The 21,358-nt window shown below is 46.4% G+C and carries 10 protein-coding genes; 8 read left to right on the top strand and 2 right to left on the bottom strand.

The annotated features are described in order from the left end of the window. The 7 genes from ACYVD3_RS18715 (at position 1) to ACYVD3_RS18685 (ending at position 17,593) form a co-directional block, all read left to right on the top strand. Positions 1 to 2,130, top strand: coding sequence for a hydantoinase/oxoprolinase family protein (locus tag ACYVD3_RS18715; protein WP_460644003.1), 2,130 nt, complete (start codon positions 1 to 3; stop codon positions 2,128 to 2,130). Between the two features lie 52 nt (positions 2,131 to 2,182). Further along, complete coding sequence (locus tag ACYVD3_RS18710; RefSeq protein ID WP_460644002.1) at positions 2,183 to 2,938, top strand: hypothetical protein; 756 nt, start codon at positions 2,183 to 2,185, stop codon at positions 2,936 to 2,938. A gap of 810 nt (positions 2,939 to 3,748) precedes the next feature. Then, positions 3,749 to 8,473: an Ig-like domain-containing protein gene (locus ACYVD3_RS18705; RefSeq protein WP_460644001.1), complete on the top strand. Its 4,725-nt coding sequence runs from the start codon at positions 3,749 to 3,751 to the stop codon at positions 8,471 to 8,473. A gap of 60 nt (positions 8,474 to 8,533) precedes the next feature. Next, positions 8,534 to 14,617, top strand: a complete 6,084-nt coding sequence (locus ACYVD3_RS18700; protein WP_460644000.1) for a polysaccharide lyase family 8 super-sandwich domain-containing protein — start codon at positions 8,534 to 8,536, stop codon at positions 14,615 to 14,617. 13 nt (positions 14,618 to 14,630) lie between these two features. Next, positions 14,631 to 15,656, top strand: a complete 1,026-nt coding sequence (locus ACYVD3_RS18695; RefSeq protein WP_460643999.1) for a hypothetical protein — start codon at positions 14,631 to 14,633, stop codon at positions 15,654 to 15,656. A 45-nt stretch (positions 15,657 to 15,701) separates the two neighbouring features. Next, positions 15,702 to 15,881, top strand: a complete 180-nt coding sequence (locus ACYVD3_RS18690) for a hypothetical protein (RefSeq protein WP_460643998.1) — start codon at positions 15,702 to 15,704, stop codon at positions 15,879 to 15,881. A gap of 101 nt (positions 15,882 to 15,982) precedes the next feature. Then, the gene (locus ACYVD3_RS18685; protein WP_460643997.1) at positions 15,983 to 17,593 is read left to right on the top strand and encodes a response regulator; all 1,611 of its coding nucleotides are present in this window, start codon (positions 15,983 to 15,985) and stop codon (positions 17,591 to 17,593) included. 196 nt (positions 17,594 to 17,789) lie between these two features. Here the strand turns inward: ACYVD3_RS18685 and ACYVD3_RS18680 are convergent, their stop codons facing one another. Further along, a complete protein-coding gene (locus tag ACYVD3_RS18680) occupies positions 17,790 to 18,374 on the bottom strand; it encodes a class I SAM-dependent methyltransferase (protein ID WP_460643996.1) in 585 nt (194 codons plus the stop codon). Between the two features lie 143 nt (positions 18,375 to 18,517). Next, complete coding sequence (locus tag ACYVD3_RS18675) at positions 18,518 to 20,326, bottom strand: aminotransferase class I/II-fold pyridoxal phosphate-dependent enzyme (RefSeq protein ID WP_460643995.1); 1,809 nt, start codon at positions 20,324 to 20,326, stop codon at positions 18,518 to 18,520. Between the two features lie 364 nt (positions 20,327 to 20,690). Between ACYVD3_RS18675 and ACYVD3_RS18670 the strand changes: the two genes are divergently transcribed. Then, positions 20,691 to 20,909, top strand: a complete 219-nt coding sequence (locus ACYVD3_RS18670) for a permease of phosphate ABC transporter (RefSeq protein ID WP_460643994.1) — start codon at positions 20,691 to 20,693, stop codon at positions 20,907 to 20,909. The last annotated feature ends 449 nt before the right edge of the window (positions 20,910 to 21,358 follow it).

Here is a 21,358-nt window from a genome sequence, read left to right as displayed (position 1 = left end):
ATGGGAAAAAGATTGGTAAGAATGGGGATCGATGTAGGAGGTACCCATACAAAAGCAGTTGCCATAGACAATGCAACGCATGAAATTATAGGAAAATCCTCCGTTAAGACAACTCATGATGACGGCAGCGGCGTAGCGGCAGGGGTTGTAGCAGCATTTCAGAATTGTTTAAGGGAAAATGACATTGCTCCTGAGGATGTAATCTTTGTGGCCCACAGTACGACCCAGGCTACCAATGCCCTGATCGAAGGGGATGTTGCAACGGTAGGAGTGATCGGAATGGGGCCAAAGGGTATGGAAGGCTTTTTATCTAAATGCCAGACCAGGTTAAAGGACATTGACTTAGGCTCAGGAAGAAGCATTGCCATCAAGAACCGCTATATCACGGACATGGCTGTGGATGAAAATACGGTAAAACAGGCGGTGGAGGAGTTAAAGGCAGAAGGGGTCCAGGTACTGGTGGCTTCCGACACATACGGTGTGGATGACATTGGGGGAGAGCAGTTTGTCTTTGAAATCGCCCATGATGAGATGGGAATGGAAACCACCCTGGCTTCCGACATCACCAAGCTGTATGGTCTTACCAGAAGGACCAGGACAGCAGCCATCAACGCAAGTATTTTACCTAAAATGTTAAATACCGCAAACTCCACGGAAAAAAGCGTCCGGGGAGCAGGCGTAGAGGTACCGCTTATGATCATGCGTGGAGACGGCGGCGTCATGGAAATCAATGAGATGAAGAAACGCCCGGTCTTAACCATGCTGTCCGGTCCGGCAGCCAGTGTCATGGGCTCCCTCATGTACTTAAGGGCTTCCAATGGGGTCTATTTTGAGGTGGGGGGAACAACCACCAACATGGGAGTCATCAAAAACGGGCGTCCGGCCATTGATTATTCCATTGTAGGAGGGCACAGGACTTATATCAGTTCTCTGGACGTACGGGTCCTGGGTGTGGCCGGAGGAAGCATGATCCGGGCAAATAAAAACGGCGTTCATGATGTGGGTCCTCGTTCCGCCCATATTGCAGGAATGGATTATGCGGTATATACCGATGAAGCAGAAATTGTTGATCCCAAGCTGGAATTTTTCTCCCCAAAGGAAGGGGATCCTGATGATTACGTAGCCATCCGCCTTGCAAGCGGAAAGAGGATCACTCTCACAAATAGCTGTGCGGCCAATGTTCTGGGTCTGGTGACTCCAAAGGATTTCTCCTACGGAAATGTCAATGCGGCCAGAAAAGCCATGAAGCCGGTTGCGGATTATCTGGGAGTGACGGTGGAAGAGGTGGCAAAGCAGATCCTGACAAGGGCTTATGAGAAGATTCAGCCCATTATCACGGAACTGGCTGAAAAATACCGTTTGGAGCATGATCAGATATCCCTGGTGGGCGTAGGCGGAGGAGCCACCTCCCTCATCGGATTCTGTGCGGAAAAGATGAACATCAAATACAGTGTGCCTGAGAATGCAGAGGTGATCTCATCCATTGGCGTAGCCCTTGCCATGGTGCGGGACGTGGTAGAGCGTGTGGTTCCCAATCCAACGCCGGAAGATATTAAAAGCATTAAGAGAGAGGCCATTGATAAGGCGGTGGAAAGCGGCGCGTCTCCTGACACGGTAGAAGTGCATATTGAGATTGATCCACAAACCTCCAAGCTGACGGCCATTGCGTTAGGTTCTACAGAGGTCAAGACCACCGATTTGTTAAAGGAGTGCAGGGAAGAAGAGGCAAGAGCCCTGGCAGCAGAGGATATGCGGGCCAAGCCGGCCGACATCACTCTTGTGGGCCAGACACCGAATTTCTACGTATACAACATGGAGTCAAAAGGAAAACAGCCTCTTCGCATTTTGGATAAAAAAGGCTTTATCAAGGTTCAGAGAACCGATGGAAATGTTGTCCTTGCCAAAGTGGCCTCCTACCGGAGCATTGTGTCTAAGATGTGGGAGGAACTGGCCTTATTTAAAGCTGATGCCATCCTGCGGCCTGATTACTATCTCTGCGCAGGCGCCCGTGTCATGGACTTTAACGGAACCGGGGAGCTGGAGCAGATCCTTATGCTGATGGAGGTGGAGATGCAGATGATCGATACAGGGGATGACATCATCATTGTCGGCGCAAAAAATCAATTATAGGAAACAATGGAGACAGATCATAAGACAGGAATGGGAAAGGAGGGTGATGTTCATGAACAGGGAAGATGCAAAAAGGCTGGTTCAGGGATTCCTTGGAAAACAGCAGGTACCTGATTTTGGGCTGGAGGAACCGGGAAAAATCCTCCCTCTCCGCCCCATGCTGGAAAAGCTGGTAAAGCTGTCTGAGATGGAGTTTGGCTTGTACGCATGGTCCAGAGAGCCTTTGGAGGGGAAATTTGACCGGGAGCAAAAACTCCATTACATCCTGGAAGCCGGGCGGTGCGGAAGGAAAGAGGCCGCTCTTTTAAAAGAGGAACATAAAACGGGAGACCCGGACTTAATAGCCCGAAACATGGGACTTAAGGTATTTACCCCGGATACGCCCTCAGGAGGCGGCCATGTGATCTTTGCCCAGTATGTGGAGCCGGATGAAGTGACCATCTTCATGGATGGAGTGGAAAGGGCCCAACGGCTGATTGAAGACCATTCCCTTGGCAAACTTCTGGAGAATTTGGATGTCAAAAGCCTTCTCCTTGCCCATGAAATCTTTCACGGGGTAGAGTACCGCAAGGCGGATTCCATTTATACAAGGACGGAAAAAGTAGAGCTTTGGAAGCGCCCCTTTTCCAATAAGTCCGGGCTGGTGTGCTTAGGGGAGATTGCAGGCATGGAATTTGCCAGGGAAATGCTGGGGATATCCTTTTCCCCTTATGTCCTTGATGTGCTTCTGATGTATGGATACCAGGAAGATGCGGCTACAGCCCTTTATGAGGAGATCATGGATATGGCTCAAATGGCGGCAGAATAGAAAGAGGTACCCAGAAAGGTTCCAAGGACCGGCAGCGGTTCTTTGGGCCTTTCCTGGATGGCTGTCTGAAGTTGGGGAGGGGATTGTTTATTGGTTTTTTTGTGCTATAATGTAATCAGACATTATTCCAGGCATTGCAGGAAATTTGGCGTTCCATGAAAAACCTTATAAATGACCAGTACAGAACCAGCTTTTTAAGAAGGGCTTTTAGTATTATGCCGGTGGCATGGATATGAAAAACCCTTCTTTATTATTAAAAGAGGACAACTATGCAGTTGGAAGAAAGGCCATATGGTTGCCTCGGGAAAATAGTTTTTATTTCAGTTCATTTGTGGGGGAACTTCATGAAAGCAACGGGCTATAAATAGAGACGAATACGAATGATAAAAACGCATTATAAAATACAGCAGCTTATTTTCTAAGAACATTTGAAAATAATGCTGTTTTTTTGTTCCAATCAGAAAATCCTTTCCAGTTCTTATAACGTCATGTAAAGAGGAAGCGGCTGTATTTACAAAAAGAGCCTGGCCAGTGTTTATTACTGCAATACAAACCGTTTCCCAAGAGCTGCCGGCTCTTAAAAAAAGAAAGATGATGAAATTGTAAAAATCGTATTATTCTGTAATAAAAGAATTGGGAAAAGATGAAGATATTGCCAAAAACCTTAAGATGATTTATTTTTACCCAGGTCCATAAATGCTATACTTTTTATATAAACAAACGCCTTTGTTCCGTTGTTTTTTGTGAAATACCGCTATTTTCAAAAGGAACCGATAAAGGCGTAATAAAAAGTAAGGGGGATCTTTTCTTATGCTAAAAAGCAGCAGGCTTTTCAAAAGAAAAGCGGCTGGCATGATGGCAGCAGTAATGATGATGGGCATTTTGCCTGTAAATATGATCGGATTTGCTGATGTCCTGGAAATGCCGCCAGACAGCTATGGAACCATGGATGAAAACACGGCAACAAGGTCCAACGCCAGTTTTGCCACCGCATCCAATGCATGGAAGACACAGGATCTGCAGGAAGAGGGGACTGTGTATTACGTGGATGCCAAAAACGGCAATGACAGCGGAGACGGAAAAACAGAAGAGACTGCATGGAAGACCTTTGACAGGGTCAATTCCAAAACTTTTCTGCCTGGAGACAAGATACTGCTGAAAGCGGACGGTATCTGGAACCAGGCGCTGAATCCAAAGGGCAGCGGACGGGAAGGCGCACCCATCACCATTGACGTGTATGGAGAGGGCAGCCGGCCTGTGATTAACGGCAACGGTACCTCAGGTCCTTCCATTACCGGTGCAGTAACCATCTATAATGAAGAATACTGGGAAATATACAATCTGGAAGTGACCAATCTGGAAAATACGGATAAAATGGGGGAAGCCATGGACAGCGGTACCAGTGAACGTGCCGGAATCCTGATCTATTCCTCCAACCAGAAAAAGATATATAAACATATTACCGTGAAGAACTGCTATGTGCACGATGTCAACTCCAACTTTAAAGGGGGGAAAACTTCCGGCGGAATCATCGTCATGGGACATTACCTGGACAAAGACGGAAACCGGGTCACAATTGATGACAGCGGCAATCTGACTCCCAAGGCCATGGGGCGTGCAGCCTTTGAGGACGTGCTTATTGAAGGAAATTATGTGAAAAACGTGGCCATTGAAGGAATCCGGAATAAATGCAATACGGATATTTCCGATTCCGGCTGGGGAAAAAATGAATTCCTTAAAAACTATTCCAATGTGACTATCCGCAACAATTATCTGGAGGATGTTGTGGGTGACGGCATCGTTTTAACGGAAACAAAAGGCGGGCTGATTGAGGGGAATATGGTGAATTCTTCCTGCGGCTATGACCGGGGAGCAGTAAACTATGCCCAGTGCTGGACCATGTTTGCCGATAATGTTACCGTACAGTACAATGAAGTTTACGGCAACCGGTACGGGTACGATGACGGAGAGGCCTTTGACTCCGATATGATGAATGTGGACAATATTTTCCAGTACAATTTAAGCCATGACTGCGGCGGCGGGGCCATGCTGTTTATGGCAAGCCAGAAGAATACCATTTTCCGCTATAACTTAAGCATCAATGACGGTGCAGGCACCTATCCGGGAGGAAGCAAGCTGCAGCAGCAGACCTTCCATTATGACAATACGACTTCTGCCGGACCCAGCGTAGGTAAGATTTATAACAATACCATAGTTGTTTTTGGAGAAGATAATAAGACCTCTCTGTTTGGTGGAAAGAGCAAAAGAACCTGTTATGTGGATTTCAAAAACAACATCGTTCTGGCCAAGGACGGAGCAACCATTGATTTTGCGGTTTTGGAGCAGGGATCTACCATCCATGATGACAGCGTAATAGAAAACAACTGCTTTTATCCGGATACCATTGCCAACACCGTTGCAGGCTCTGTTTTAAATAAGGAGAGCCTTCAGGCCAAAGGAAATATATTCAAGGATCCCATGCTGGTGGACTATAAGGCCGGAAAGGATTATTCCCAATATCAGTATCCTGTAGATGAGCTGGAAGACCTTATGGATTCTGATTTCACCAAAGACAGGATCCAGAAGCTGGCAGAGCCTTATCAGTTGACGGAAACGTCCCCTTGTATCCGCGCTGGCCAGAGAATCGAAGGCATGCCCACCGAGGATATTATGGGCAATACCGTTGCAGGGCGTGTGGACATAGGCGCGTTGGAATATTCCAATGAGGATGAGCTGGCAGAAGATGTGGAAGAGGTACATATCGTCACCACTCCCGGAGTTGTGCCGAAGCTGCCTGCAACCTTAAAAATCGTTCTGGATGGGGAATCCTACCGTTATCCGGTTACGTGGGATGAACTGACAAAGGAAGACTGTATGCAGGCGGGTGTGATCCAACTTAGCGGAGTCCTGCCCGGATTATCCAATCAGGTGGTGGCTACCATAATCGTAGCCGATGCGCCGGAAAGCTTTGAACCGGTTCAAGTTTCCACCTTTGCAGGAATTTACCCGTCACTTCCTGAAAAGGTTACTGCGGAATTTGCCGGAGGCCTGACCCTGGAGCTTGGAGTGACATGGGAAACACTTACCCTGGAACAGTATTCCCATGAGGGAGAGATTACGGTGGAAGGAACCGTTTCAGGCCTTAAGGAGAAATGCAGGGCAAAGGTGACCGTTCTGGGGGAACTGGGGGATGGAACAAGTGTAAAGGAAACAGTATCTTCAAAGGATGCCTATACCCAGCAAAGCGATGGAAACAAGGCATATGGAAGCTCTGATCCCAATGTCATTAAGATCAAAACAGCCAATAATTCCCCTTCCTACACAAGAAGAGGGCTGATCAGCTTTGACTTAAGAGAGGATGAGCAAATGCTTAAAACAGCCTCCAGGATTACCATAAAGCTGCAGATGACAAGACCGGTTTCAGAGACAGATTATAAAACCATTAACAACCATTTCTATCTCAAGGTTTATGAGGTAGATGACAACTGGGAGGAAGGAACGGTGACATGGAATTCCTCACCGAATATTTCCCACAGTAACCTGGTGATCAATGATAAAAAAATAGTATACGCCAATATCCGGGATCTCAACAACAATATCGTGGAACTGGATGTGACCGACTGGGTGAAAAGCGCCTACGGGAAAAAGGGACAGACAAAGTTCTCATTCCTTATGACAACGGATTATTTTGGGGAGTATGCAAACGGCGATAACGGCGGCATTGATTTTGCTTCTAAGGAAGCCATCGGAAAAATGGCTCCCACCTTGGTATTAAGCAATGTTTATGAAACCCAGGTAGAAGCTGTTTCAATATCAACACCGGCTGGAAAGATACCGGTTCTGCCGGAAACAGTATCAGTCAATTACTCCAACGGGGATCAAAGGAACGTGACCGTGGAATGGAACGCCATTGCTCCCGAAAACTGCCAGAGCGAGGGAAGCTTTGTGGTGTATGGAAAGGCAGATGGGGTAAAGCTTCCCATCAGGTGTACCGTATACGTTATGGAAGGGCTGCGTAAAGTCGTCTCAATCAGGGATATTTCCCCGATCATCCAACTGGTGGGTACGCCCTGGGAGGAACTGGGACTTCCAGGTACGGCAACTGCTTTGCTGGATAATGGGAAAGAAGCGGAAGTACCTATTGAATACTGGTTCCCGGATAATGCCTATGACCCGGGAAAAGTATTTTCCTATACCTGCATTGGATATCTCAATCTCACCGGCCATGATACCATTGAAAATCCAGATCAGAAGTTTGCCACGGTAACCGTAAGCATTATTGAGCCGGAAGACAAGAATGCCCTTCTGGTTCTCTATACGGAAGCAGCGGACTTAGTCAACCAGGGGGTATTGGACCGGCTGACTGACGGGGCAAAAAGCCGTTTCTTAAAGGCCTTTAACCAGGCAGCTTCCGTGCTGATCAATACAAAGGCAACTGAATCAGAGGTACATAAGGCATATACCAATTTGATGGAGGCTATCTGGAATCTGGATTCAGAAGAGAATTTAAAGCCTGAACTTTCCGCCCTTAGGGATCTGGTGCTCATAGGGGAATCTAAGAACAAGAAGGATTATACCCAGGAGTCCTATGAGGTGTTACAGGATGCCCTTTCAGACGCCAGATCTGTATTAAAGGATAAGACTCTCACAAAGGGCGATCAGGACCGGGTGGACCAGGCATACGATTATTTGAAAGAGGCCATTGACGGACTGGAATTCAGCGGAAATACAGGAACAGAAAACAGGATCGTCACAGGAATCAAGATCACCTCACTGCCGGAAAAAACAGAGTACATAACAGGAGAACGGATCAGCCATTCCGGTCTGATGGTGGCTGCCGTATACAGTGACGGCTCCATAAAGAGCATAAGCGGCTATGAAATATCCGATGTAAGCACTTCTGTACCGGGCGTAAAGGATGTGGTCATCACTTACCGGACAGCGGTCAATAACGCGGTTAAGGTATTTACGGACGCATTCCAGATAAGGGTTATAAAAGAAGCTCCTCAGGAAGGCGGTTCCGGCAGTTCGGGCAGTTCCGGAGGAGGCACCTCTTCCCAAAGGACAGGATCCGATTTAAGGGGGCAATGGCAGAAGGCCAATGGAACGGCGTGGAGATTTTTAAAGGCCGACAAAACCTACGCATCCAATGAATGGGCAAAAATCAACGGGAAATGGTACCGGTTTAATGGAGACGGCATGATGGAGACCGGATGGATCGTGGATCAGGGCGTATGGTATCGGCTCAGCCCGGAAGGTTTCATGGAATCAGGCTGGGTAAAAGAAGAATCAGACGGATACTGGTATTACCTTGATGAATCCGGGGCCATGAGAACCGGCTGGATCCTTATTAATGGTATCTGGTATTACTTTAACCCTGTTACTCAGGGAGAAACCGGATGGCAGAAAACGGAAGACGGAAAATGGGGCCACCAGACGGGAGAAAGCGGAAGCAGGCCAATGGGAGCCCTTTGTACCAACACCACAACGGCGGATGGGTATCAGGTAGATGAAAACGGAGCCTGGGTCCAGTGATCAATTTATCCTGAAAGAGGGATTTCCCTCTTTCAGGGACCATTTGGGGGAAGCGGTCTTATGAAGGTGAAATGGAAAAAAATATGCGGTGCAGTGCTGACTTGTTCTATGCTAATGGGAAATCTGATGGGAAATTTAATTTACGCGGCTCCTTTGGCCGGAGGCCTTGGGGCAGATATGGATGAAAACGCTCTGGAAACAGTTTTAAATGACGGGCTGGTCATGCATTCTTCCTTTGATGAAAGCAGTATATCCGGGAACAAGGCAAAGGACCAGACAGGAAGAGGAAATGATGGGACAATTAACGGCCAGCCGGCCTTTGTAAAGGGAATCCGGGGCAACGGCGTTTCCATGGATAACGGAAGCAAGGCAGGGCAGGATAATACAAAAGCCGACCAGTATATCAGCTATGGACAGACCGCAGACTTAACATTTGGAACGGAGGATTTTTCCCTGTCCTTTTGGATGAAGACAGAAAATCACGGACAGAATAACGGAACCATTCTTTCTAATAAAAATTATTTAAGCGGCAGCAATACTGGCTGGGCCTTTGGTAATTTTAATAATGCCAGCAACGTGGATATGAGAATGAATTTTTCAGGAACAGGAAACAGCCGGGTGGAATTAAAGGGAATTCCTGCCAATGATGACAAATGGCATCATGTGGCAGGCAGCTTTGACAGGGATGGTGATATGACGGTTTATCTGGATGGAGAGAAATATTCGTCCGCCTCTATGACAGGGCATAAAGGAAAATCAGTGGATACTGGACTGGACTTTATATTGGGGGGAGACGGCAGAGGATGCTATGGCATGAGCGGCTGTATCATTGATGAGCTGCGGGTGTATAAGAAAGCCATCGACGCCTCTGTTGTAAAAACCATTTATGAAGCGGAAGGAGCCATGGCCGCCGTGGAACAGATGGAAGCCCGGCTGGCTTCCATAAAGCCTGGTTCCCAGTATCCTCTGGACCAGATCAATGCCATGGGGGAGGAAGTTGAACATGTAAAGAAGGGGTTAGAGGGTATGACAGCCGCAGCCGCCATGGCCGCCGTCAGCAGCCTGAAAGAAAAGTTCAATCAATTTCTGGAAGGCAGTGAGCCGCTATGCAGCTTCCAGGTGGTTTCCGATGTCCATATTAAGTCTGATAGCCTGTCAGATACCAATGGGGCAAACTTCATCGCAGGATTAAAGGATATAAAAGCCATTGATCCGGACTCCCTGGGAATGCTGAATTTAGGTGATCTGACGCAGAACGGCACAGAAGCCCAGTATAACGGGATCTATTCCATTATGGACCAGTATTCTCCGGTTTCTGACGATAAGGTGATCATGACCCTGGGAAATCATGATGTGAGGGGATACAATTCCGCAGACTGGAACAAGGATGAAACCGTCATCAGTGCTTACTGGCCTGCTGCAAAAGCGCTTTATCTGGGAAAAAACAAAAGATACATGCCCAACAACGGCCAATCCCTTTATTTTGACAAATGGCTGGGCGGGTATCATTTTATTGTACTCAATACGGAAAACGGCTTAAAGGATGCCATGTACCTTTCCCAGGAACAATTAAACTGGCTGGAAGAAACTCTGGCTGAAAATGCAAGCCCGGATAAGCCGATTTTTGTCATGGGACACAATGCATTAAAGGATACCCACTGGAGAAGCAATATTCTCCTGGATTTCGGGAACCAGGATTCCAAAGTAAAAGAGATATTTTCAAAGTTTCCTCAGGTGATTTACATGTCCGGCCACATTCACAACGGATTTGGGGTGGCGGAAGCCATTGACCGGGAATACGGCACCTTAATTGATGTTCCCTCCTATAATGAGTCGGAAAACGGAGAAAAGGAAGCGGGAATAGGCTACCATGTAAAGATTTATGAAGACAGTGTGGTATTTAAGGCAAGAAACTTTAAAACCTCTGCCTGGATGCCGGAGTACGATATCACGGTGGCTCTTCCCGGTCTTCCTTCTGTGTATAAAAAGGCAAAAAGCTTAGATCCAGGCGCTTATACCCCGGAGTCCTATGGGAAAGTGCTGGGCCTTATGGAAGAAGGGAAAGGGATTTTTCAGAAGGTATACGACCAGAGTAAATTGACCTACGAAAATGTTGGCCCTCCTGAAGTCAGCCTGTTTACCGGAGAGGTGAGAGACAGGATCAATGAGCTTGGGTCTGGACTTTCCGCAGCCATGGAAAAGCTTGAACCTATAGAAAAAGCCACTGTTCCCACTGAGAACGTTTACCTTCAGGGAGGGAGTGATGCCAGCAAAACCAGCAGCCAGTACAGCAATTACGATGGTTCCAAGCTAAGGGTCAAATTCTCCGACGGCCAGCAGAATTATACCAGAAGAACGGTTATGACCTTTGATTTATCCGGAGTGGAACGTGCAACCAAAGAGGCTGACATGGTGCTTGCGCTGACCGGAGGAATCAGCAACACCAATCCTGCCAAGGATTTTGTTTCTGCGGAAATTTATGAAGTGGAAAGCGGCTGGAATTCCGGTACGGTGACATGGAATACAAGGCCGGTAAGAATAAGAGACAAGGCAGACGGAATGATTTCAAAGGACAATATATCCGGTGGAATCGTGACTGCAAATGTGAGTGAAAGCGTGAGAAATGCGCTGAATGAAGGGAAAACAGCAATTTCCTTTGAAATCAGTTGTCCTGTGGCGGCCAATGACAATATGATTGATTTTTATTCCACAAGAGCAGAAGGAAAGGAAGGGCCAAGGCTTGTCACTCGCACAACCCAGATAATAAAACCCGTTGATCCCCAGTTTCAGGAATTAAGGGATAAGTGGCTGGGCAAGCTGCTGGGCGGAGAACTGGACACCGGCAATGAGGCTGTCCGTACCTATATCAAGGGTATGGATGAAAAAGCCGGAGAATACTGGAGCACCATGATCAAGGGAAACGATGCCTCCAGAACCAATCTATGGAGCGATCTTGATATGAGCTATATCAAAGGGACCGGCGCAGAGGCCAAGGTCCATTCCGGCAATGTGGCTCAGACCTTTTACCGGTTAAAGGACATTGGGATCGCATGGGCAACAAAGGGATGCCAACTGTACCAGAATGAGGAAGTGAAAAAGGAAGTGATTCTGGCCCTGGATTTTATGAATGAACATCACTATAGCAGTAGTGATGAAAAAACACCGGTGTTTGGAAACTGGTGGCACTGGGAAATCGGAGGCCCCATAGCATTTCTGGATACCGCCCTGATTCTTTATGAGGACCTGACTCCTGAACAGATCAGCCGTTATGGAGCAGCAGTCAACCGTTTTACGGCCGTATGCGACCGTCCCTCCGGTTATCCTGGTTCTCCGGCCATGACAGGGGCAAATCTGATCGACAAGGGCATGGCAGTGGTCCAAACCGGCCTTTTGACTGATAACAGGGAGAAACTGGATCATGTGAAAAAGGCATATAAAACCGTGTTTGAATATGTGACTACAGGAGATGGATTCTATGAGGACGGATCCTTTATCCAGCATCAGGCCCTGGCTTATATGGGCGGATACGGTTCCCAGCTATATGAAAAGCTGAGCATTCTGTTCTCCGTATTTTCCGGCACTGATTTTGAACTGACCTACGAGGACCACGCAGAGCAGTTGATCTTTGATATGGTATTTGAAGGGATCGAGCCGTTTATTTATGACGGCCTGTGCATGGATATGGTGTCAGGAAGAGACATTACAAGAAAAACCTCAAATGACAAGGACAGAGGTGCGGGAATCATGGATGCCATGATGCTGATGGGAGATGCCATGCCAACAGAGCAGCAGGACCGCTTCAACCGCATGATGAAATACTTCATCAGCCTGGATGAGGATTATTATTACAGCCGCAGCACTCATATAGCTTCCTTAATGAAAGCCAGTGAGATCATGAACGATGCTTCCATTGAACCAAGAAGTGAGTATGTGCTTCATAAGCTGTTTGCAGGAATGGATAAACTGGTACATATTATGCCGGAATTCGGATTCGCCTTATCCATGCATTCCAGCCGTACCTATGGGCATGAATTGATCAACGATGAAGGGAAGCGCACCTGGAATATTTCCGATGGCATGACCTACCTGTACAACGGTGACAGGGACCAGTACGGGGAAGGCTACTGGGCAACTGTAGATCCAAAGCGTCTGGCAGGAACCACCACAGAATACGTCACACGTCCTAACGGTGCCGGTGACCGTACAAAAAATATTTACAGTTGGGTGGGCGGTTCCAGCCTGGGGGATTACGGCGGGGCAGGAATGCATTATAAGACCCTGGGCAGCAGCGGCAGCACCAGATCAGGCACAGATGCCAAAAAGTCCTGGTTCATGTTTGACGATGAGATCGCAGCAGTAGGAAGCGGGATCACTTCCACCACCGGTAATTACGTGGAGACCATTATTGACAACCGGAAGCTTCATAAAGATGGAAGCAATCAGGTGCTGATCAATGGAGAAGAAAAGGATATAAGAAACGATGGGGAGGAAGGGGCAGCAAAAGGAACGAAAATAACCGGTGCATCCTGGATCCATCTGGAAGGAAATACGTCAGGCTCGGATATAGGCTACTATTTTCCAGGAAAAGCAGATGTTATGGCATTGAAAGAAACGAGGACCGGCAATTGGAATGCCCAGGGAACCACTGAGGGAGAGGAAACCAACCAGTTTGCCACCTTCTGGCTGGAGCACGGGAAAAAGCCGTCTAATGAAGAGTACTCCTATGTGATTCTTCCGGGAAAAACGGCGGAGGAAACGGCACAGTACGGTGAAGCCCCTGACATTGAAGTCCTGGAGTGCAGCGAAGATGCCCATGCGGTAAGAGAAAAGAACCTGGGAATAACCGCAGTGAATTTCTGGAACAACAAGACCGTAACTGCGGCAGGGATCACATCAAATAAAGCCGCATCAATAACAATGCAGATAAACGGGGATGAGGTGAGCCTGGGGGTATCGGATCCGACCCAGGAGAATAATGGAACCATTGAGATCTCTCTTCCCTACACAGGAGGAGATGTAAAAGAATCCGATGCCAATGTGGAAGTGCTTCAGAAAACACCGTTTATCAAGCTGGCGGTGAGAACCCAAGGGACGACAGGCCGGACCAGCAAAATCACCTTAAAAGTGCTGGAGCCTGAAAGATGTGAAATCATCGGCCTTTCTGAAGAATTCAGCAGGATCAAGGCTGATCCTGGAACAAAGTTTGCAGATTTACCCCTTCCTGAAACAGTGGAAGTCTATGATAATGCCGGTGGAACCCATAAGCTGGAAATCCTATGGGAGAGAGGGAATTATCAGAAAGACGTATTGGGGACCTATGATTTAACCGGACAGCTTGTATTGCCTCAGGGACTTTATAATACGGCAGGGTTCACCCCGCGGGTCCAGGTGCAGGTCGGCGACGAATCCGCCCTGACAATGGATGATGTTTATGTACAGGGCGGATCTGATGGGGATAAAAATTTCAGCGGTTCTGGCAGCCTGATTGTAAAATATGATGCAGGTGCTCAGAATTACACCAGAAAGTCCCTTATGAAGTTCAGCCTGGACCAGGTGCCGGAAACTTCTCAGGCAGTTTATCTGACCTTTGAGCTTACGGACACCCCAAGTGCGGACTTTACCAGTGCGGATATTTATCAGGTGGAAAATGGCTGGGAAGGTATGACGGTAACCTTTAACAGCTTCCCGTCCCGGGTGGGCACAAACCCGGTAACTTCCTTTACAAAAACCATGGCAGGAGAGAGCCTGATTCAGAAGCTGGATGTGACAGACCCCGTCCGCAGAGCCATAAAGAACGGGGAAACTGAAATCTCCTTTGAGATCAGCATACCAACGGCAGCCAAAAACAACTATGTAGGCATCCATTCCTCCAGAACGGTCAAAGAGGGCGCCAGGAAGCCGTCGCTTGTGTGGGAATCCGATTATACACCGGAAAAGGTAATAAAAAAGAATTTAAGCTACATCATTGATCTGGCTTCCAATATCAATCCGGAGGACTACACCAATGTGGATGAAATAAGTCTGAAACAGATGATTGACGAAGGAAAACGGGTTCTCCAGGATCCGGATGGGGAAATGGAAGAAATTCATGAAATGGAGAGACGTTTGACACAGGAAATGGTAAAATATAGAAAAAAATTGTAAGCATCAGGAGGAAATGATGAAACAGAAAGCAGCCAGATGGAAGGTGATAATGGGAACGGCTTTAGTCCTGGTTTTGTTTGCGGCAGGGATCTTGTGGCTGAAAAGGCCTTCCTATGAAGTGATGAAAATTGGAAGCAGCACCATTACCCAGGACCATCTGGCGCTTTATGAAAATGACTGCCGGGCCCAGGTTGCGTCTGATTTTTACAATAAGTATCAGTTGGACCCAAATGAAGACGGATTCTGGGAGACCCAGGTCCATGGAGAAACTCCAAAGGAAGTATTAAGACAGATGGCCATGGACCGTCTGGCAAGGGATACGGTGGAACGGGTGATGGCCTCCCAGTATGGGATCTCTGGGGATATCACCCTGAAAGACATAAAAAGGTCCCTGGAAAAAGAGAATAAAAAGCGGCAGTCTTTGGAAGGCATTTCTTACGGACCCGGCCAGTATGGGCTGATGGAATACATCTCCAGGACCCAGATGGAAGTCAGAGACGAACTGAAGGGAAGGCTTATGGAAGAGAGGCTGAAACCATCCCAGGAGCAGTTAAAGGAGCTTTACGCCGGCGCAGACCCCTCCCTGTTTGACAACGGCTGCAGAGCCCGGATCGGAATCTATATGTATTACGGCATGAAGGCAGGAGAGTATCCGGAAGAACTGAAAAAGGTCTGGAGCTTTGTGGAGAAGGAATTGGCCGAAGGAAAAGAGCCGGGGGATATTATTCATGGGATCAATGAATGGCCGGAGGCAAGGATCGAATATGAGGAAGTGGAATATGATACGTCTGATTTTCCAAGAGATAACCAGGAAATGGCATGGCTGGCAGAGCAGACCCGGTTTATGGAGCCGGGACAAAGCAGTGGCGTATTGAACTATGGAGCCTCCCAGGGAATCTTACAGGTGCTGGATAAGCATGACTACGGAAGAGCAGGATATGAAGAATCGGTGACGCTTTTAAGGAATATGTGGCTGGAAAAAGCCTATGAGGAATACATAAAACAGTGTATGGAAGAGTACGGTTACGCTGTGAAATGATGAAAATTATTGGAAAAGGGGGTGACGAACCCATCATCCTGGAGGATGCAGGGATGGGAATCAGCCTTGCAGCCCCAGGTGAAAAATGCTGTTTTCAGCGGCAGCAGGCCGGGAGGAAAGAGCGGAACGATTGAGATATACGCATTTTCTTATAAGAAATGTCTGTTTATTACCATAGTGGAAATGAAACCGGAATACCAGAAGAGAAGATACTTAGGCCCTTAAATCATTGGGAAAAGCTGAGGGGAAACCAAGGCAGGCCTTGTATGCAGGTGATCGTAAAACTTCCGTTGAAGTATTAAACAAAGGCAAAAGGAGAATGACTTATGTATCGCATCATGATCGTAGATGACGAACCGCTGATTCTGGCAGGGGTCACTTCCCTTCTCAACTGGGAAGAACATCAATGTAAAATAGTGAGGAAGGCCTCCAACGGCCGGCAGGCTCTTGGGCTTATGGAGACGCTTCAGCCGGATATTGTGATATCCGATATTAAAATGCCTGTTATGGATGGAATCAGTTTTATGAAGGCATCTATAGAAAATGGATATACGGCAGTCTTTATCCTCTTAACAAACCTGGAGGAATTTTCTTTAATTAAAGAAGCCCTGCGCCTGGGTGCGGTTGATTATCTTGTAAAACTGGAGCTTGATGAAAAGGCACTGATTGCAGCCCTGGAAAGAGCCAAAGACCGATGCAATCTAAGCCACCGTAAGATACAGGCCATGGAAGACGGAGAGATAACCGCAGACCAGCGCATTCAGAATTACTTCAGGCATATTTTGATTTGCGACAGGGATACGCAGCCCGATGAAGATCTGGCTGGGATGATCCGGGAACGTTATCCGGTGCTTCTTTTGATGCTGGTTCATTTTAATTACGGATTTGAGGAGGCTGCCGAAAAATTTACCAGGGCGGATCAGAAAAAAGCCATGAAATTTGCAGAAAATATCATTCTCGAAATGGTAAAGGGTTTCTTTGACAGAAGCTGTCTTCTGAGGAAGGAACAAAATGGTTTTATTCTTGTTCTTTCGCTGGAGGGGATGAATGATTATAAACAACAGGTTGAGGCAATGAGTATCAGGCTGCGTAAGGCAATGAAGGATTTTTTTGAGATTCCTGTGTCCATAGCCGTCAGCCGGCCGGTAAGGGAAGCAGATGAGATCCAGAACCTTCTTTACCAGGCCATGAGTGCGATGAATGATACGTATTTTGACAGTTCCGGCCGGATTGTTTTCTATTCGGAAAGCTGCAGAGAAAATCTCAGTCACAGCAGCAGCTTTAATATTAATTTTTTAAAAAAGGAATTAACGGGCATTATCCGCCACAATGACCGGGACGGTTTTTCCAATATTATGAACCAGATCATTCAACTGTTTACCCAGTGTAAGCCATCCCGTTCACAGGCGGTAAATGCATGCAGCAACCTTTATTATTTTATTACATTCCTGCTGGAAGAGAGAGAAGAGCAGAACTTCCCCTATATTTTAGATGTGGCAGGACAGCTAAACCGCCTGTCTGACTTAAGCGCCGTGACTGGCTGGCTGGAAGAGTTCCGTGATCAGGTGGCAAAAGTGCTGGAGGCCTGTAAGGAAAGCAGGAAGGATAAGTATATTGAACTGGTTCTGGAATACATCCGGGAACATTACCGGGAAAAAATAACCTTAAACCAAATGTCTTCCCTGCTGAATATCAGCCAGGGGCATTTAAGCAGCACATTTAAAAAACATATGGGAAAAAATTTTTCGGACTATGTAACTGAGGTTAAAATTGAAAAGGCAAAGGAAATGATTGGATCGTATCAATATATGATGTATGAAATTTCAGATATGCTTGGTTTTGATACCCAGTACTATTTCAGTGCCGTATTTAAAAAGATTACGGGTTATACTCCAAAGGAATATGAGAATATGACAATAAAAAAGAACTATACCTGATGGAATTGCTCCTTTTTGCCTGAAACAGCCCATGTCCGGCGGCATTTGGTGAAGAATAGAAACAAAAAAGGCTATCCGCCTGGCGGCCATAGCCTTTCTGTTTTTGCCTTCATCAGCGGGCTTTTATAAATTTAAGTACCTGATCCGGATCAGTCTCAATCCATGATTATCACTCTAAACAGCCATAAGATATTCATCAAGAGAAGATATAAACTGCATTGAACCGGTCCTTTCTGTAAGGGTCATAAAAGCCATCGCTGATATCCCAGCCTTGAAATTCTTCCTTAGAAAACAACAGGTGCTCATCCCGGTGGGAATGCATGGGGATTTCTCCGATCAGCACTCCTTTTTTTGCAACCCGCAGAAGTTCCTTTGTTGCCTTTTCTGCATACTCCTTATTATCAAAATAAAGGTAAACGCCGTAGCAGATCACTTTGTCAAAGGATTTATCCTTAAATGGCAGATCTGCGGCTTCTCCGGCCAGGACCGAATGGTGGAGAAACTCTATATGCTTTTGAACCAAGGTGGGGGAATAGTCAATGCCTACGTAATCACAGTCCAGATATTGGGCCAGGGCACCTGCGCCGCAGCCTACTTCAAGGACCTTGTCATTTTTCTTTATATCCAGCCGTCTGTTTATCTGGCGGGCCACCTCTTCCATATCCACCTTTGTGGCTTCATAGCCGTCATATGCCAGCAGGTCCGTAACGGAGCTGTCGGCCTGGCCTTTCCGGGTCCAGATCTGTTTCCATGTTTCCTTTGATGCTTCCTGTGAATTCATAATGATTGCCTCCTTTTATTCTCCCGAAGGCAACGGGCCAAAGTCAAGCTCCCTTGACCTTGGCAGCTTCCCGCGGGGGCAAATACCCCGCAGCATGCCGCGCCTTCAATTTTCATGCCCACAGCTTACTGAGGGGTATTTGACTAACGTAATATATGTTTCAGCGCATCCGCCAGACGTTCGTTGTCTGCCTCTGTTCTGACTGCAATGCGGATAAACTCCCTGCCTTCCATTCCCGGCTTATGGGATAGGTCCTTTACCAGAATGTTGTAGCGGTTTAACAGCAACTCTGCAATCTGGGAAGCGGAACAGCCGTCAATGATTTCACACATGATGAAGTTGGCCTGAGAAGGGTAAAGCTTCAATTGCCGGATGGAATGGAGGGACCGGTATAATTTTTCTCTGGTCCTTTTAAAATGCTCCAAGGCCTCCTGGTAATCTGATTGGTATTTTTCAAAGATCTGAAGAAAATACTCTGCCAGAGAGTTGATGTTCCAAATGGGCAGTTCCTTCCGGACCCGGCTTATAATTTCCGGATCACTGCAGGTGAGAAGTCCCAGCCGCAGTCCGGGAACTCCGTATGACTTTGAAATGCTTTTAATAAGGACCAGGTTTTTATACTCATCCAATATTTCCTGACACATAAGCGACGGAGATTCCTCCGCGGAGGAGAAGTCAATAAAGGATTCATCCAGGATCAAAGTAATGCTCCTTGTCTTGCAGTATTGGGCAAGAGAAAGGACATCCTGCTTTGGAATATAATTTCCTGTGGGATTATCCGGGTTTACAAGAACCAGGGCATCCAATTCCTTATCCTTGTAAAAGTCCATGATATCCTGGGCGGTATATGTATAATCCGGAGTTGTAAGGGAAAAATAAACCGCATTTTGGGAACAGATTCCATATTCTTCAAAGGAAGGCCGCAGAACCCCGACGGCATTTTTAAAGCTGCTGATCAAAGGCTTGATTAATTCTGCTGCTCCGTTTCCGGTGAGAATCTGGTTTTTATCCAGACCCAGGGATTTTGCGGCCAGCAGGTTATTTACATCAAGGCCGGAGGGATAGCTGGTGGTAAGGATTTCAAAGCTGGCCTTGATCTCTCCCATGAAACGGCTGTTTGGAAAATAGGGATTGACCAGGTAACAGAAATCCAGAAGGCCGGGATACCGCCAGTAGCCGCCAAAGCGCTTTGATAACCGGGACAGCCTGCTTTGGGAATCTGTAAAAATGGATTCCGCAATATCCAGATCCTGCTCATCGTCGATTTCATACCAGAAGCCGTTTTCCAGCCTGGTGGCTTTTAAATCGTGGTCATCCAAAAGTGAAATGACCTTTAATACCTGTTCATAGTATTCATTGTTTCCCAAGGCTTTGCTGTAGGCTTCCAGGAACGGAACATAGTGGGTTGAGGAAAAATTCCGGCTGAACTTATAGATGTTGACAGTTTTGTAGTAGGAATGAATATCCTCGAAACGGAAATCCTTCCGTGTGAGGAATTTCATAATATTATCCTGTTCATCCAGCAGCACCACCGTCCCGTCCATCCAGCTTTCAAAATGGGCCACAAGAGCCAGATTGGGATAAGGATCGCTTATGATCTGGGTCAGCACCTCCTGTTCAAAAATTAAGTCTGATTCCAGCAAAATGGTATCATCCAAAAGAAGCTGGTCCTTTGCAAGATAAAGGGAGTAAATATTGTTCGTTGTTTTGTACACGGGATTGTCAATGTACATGAGCGGAGTGGAGAGAGGGAGAGAGGATACAAAGGATTCCAGCTCTTCGCCCTTATGGCCGGTTACAATGATGATTCGGTTCAAGTGGCAATGATCCAACTGTTTCAGCATACGTTCGATCATAGGGATTCCATTTACGGAAATCATGCATTTTGGCTGGTTTTCAGTCAGCTTTTTTAAACGCCGTCCCATTCCGGCGGCCAAGATAATTGCCTGCATAGCACACTCCTTTGTTCAAAAATAGAATATTTTGTAAATTAATGAACATAATAGCAGGTTGATAATGATCTGTCAATAGATTTGAGATAAAATTATTATGAGAATTTTCCGGTGAAGGATTCCAAACAAATGTTATGGGCCTTGGACGGTGTTTTCGCTTATAGAATTGAAATACCACAAGGTTTTTATTGGATTTTGCGTTTATACATCCCTTAGATAAAGCCATGGCGTCAAAATTTGGACTGGGATTTTTTCACTGAATATAATAATATTTTTCCAAAAGCGTATACTAACTGTGGATCAGACAAACAGGACGTGACTGAAAAGAACCAGGGAAGAAAAATCATGAAAGGAGACAGTGTGGATGAAAGGGATGTGTGAGTGTGCCGACGTATTTGTCCAGAAATGTAGTGTAAAGGACTTTGCATTATTAAAGATATGCCTGTGTGCAGTAGGGATTATGGTTGGGTTGATGATCCCGGAGAAAAAGAAAAAGTGGCCTCTTATGGCCGCAGGTGTTGTTTTCGTTTTTAGTTATATTCTGATTATGGGAAAATTTATAAAGGTTTGCATGGAACAATGATGAGACCCCTTAAAGGAATTGCCGCAGAAAAGTTATGATTCATGGCATGACTGGCTATATCAGCATTTTGGTGAGACAAAATGCTGATATAGCCGTTTTTTATTGACACCATTCATGGCAGATCCATGGTGTCCCCAAAGGCGTATACCATGGGTCAGCAGCGGCTGCATGACTTCACCCATGATATAGAGAATACTTATTGAGTTCATTGTTTAAGAAAACTTCTGAAAAAAATATGATTACAATCAGGGTCTGAAAATATCATGTTTTTTGCACCCCATATCCTTATACTAATTAAGTACGGTTTCTCATGAATTTATTCTATCACCACAATATCCATACTGCTACTACATGTTCCAATGTATTATTGCTGTATTATTGCCTTGGAAGACCATTGAGGCTGGTGCCTTCAAACAAGTTTATAAGGTTTTCAGTGAAAAAAATAAAAA

The sequence above is a fragment of the Lacrimispora brassicae genome (assembly GCF_054772055.1).
Note: the sequence above shows the minus strand (reverse complement) of the source record. Positions and strands in the feature narration are given on the sequence as shown.

Bases quoted from the DNA above. Each gene is read 5' to 3' on its own strand.
- ACYVD3_RS18715 (WP_460644003.1), top strand. From the start codon at position 1: ATGGGAAAAAGATTGGTAAGAATGGGGATCGATGTAGGAGGTACCCAT.
- ACYVD3_RS18710 (WP_460644002.1), top strand. From the start codon at position 2,183: ATGAACAGGGAAGATGCAAAAAGGCTGGTTCAGGGATTCCTTGGAAAA.
- ACYVD3_RS18705 (WP_460644001.1), top strand. From the start codon at position 3,749: ATGCTAAAAAGCAGCAGGCTTTTCAAAAGAAAAGCGGCTGGCATGATG.
- ACYVD3_RS18700 (WP_460644000.1), top strand. From the start codon at position 8,534: ATGAAGGTGAAATGGAAAAAAATATGCGGTGCAGTGCTGACTTGTTCT.
- ACYVD3_RS18695 (WP_460643999.1), top strand. From the start codon at position 14,631: ATGATGAAACAGAAAGCAGCCAGATGGAAGGTGATAATGGGAACGGCT.
- ACYVD3_RS18690 (WP_460643998.1), top strand. From the start codon at position 15,702: ATGCAGGGATGGGAATCAGCCTTGCAGCCCCAGGTGAAAAATGCTGTT.
- ACYVD3_RS18685 (WP_460643997.1), top strand. From the start codon at position 15,983: ATGTATCGCATCATGATCGTAGATGACGAACCGCTGATTCTGGCAGGG.
- ACYVD3_RS18680 (WP_460643996.1), bottom strand. From the start codon at position 18,374: ATGAATTCACAGGAAGCATCAAAGGAAACATGGAAACAGATCTGGACC.
- ACYVD3_RS18675 (WP_460643995.1), bottom strand. From the start codon at position 20,326: ATGCAGGCAATTATCTTGGCCGCCGGAATGGGACGGCGTTTAAAAAAG.
- ACYVD3_RS18670 (WP_460643994.1), top strand. From the start codon at position 20,691: ATGAAAGGGATGTGTGAGTGTGCCGACGTATTTGTCCAGAAATGTAGT.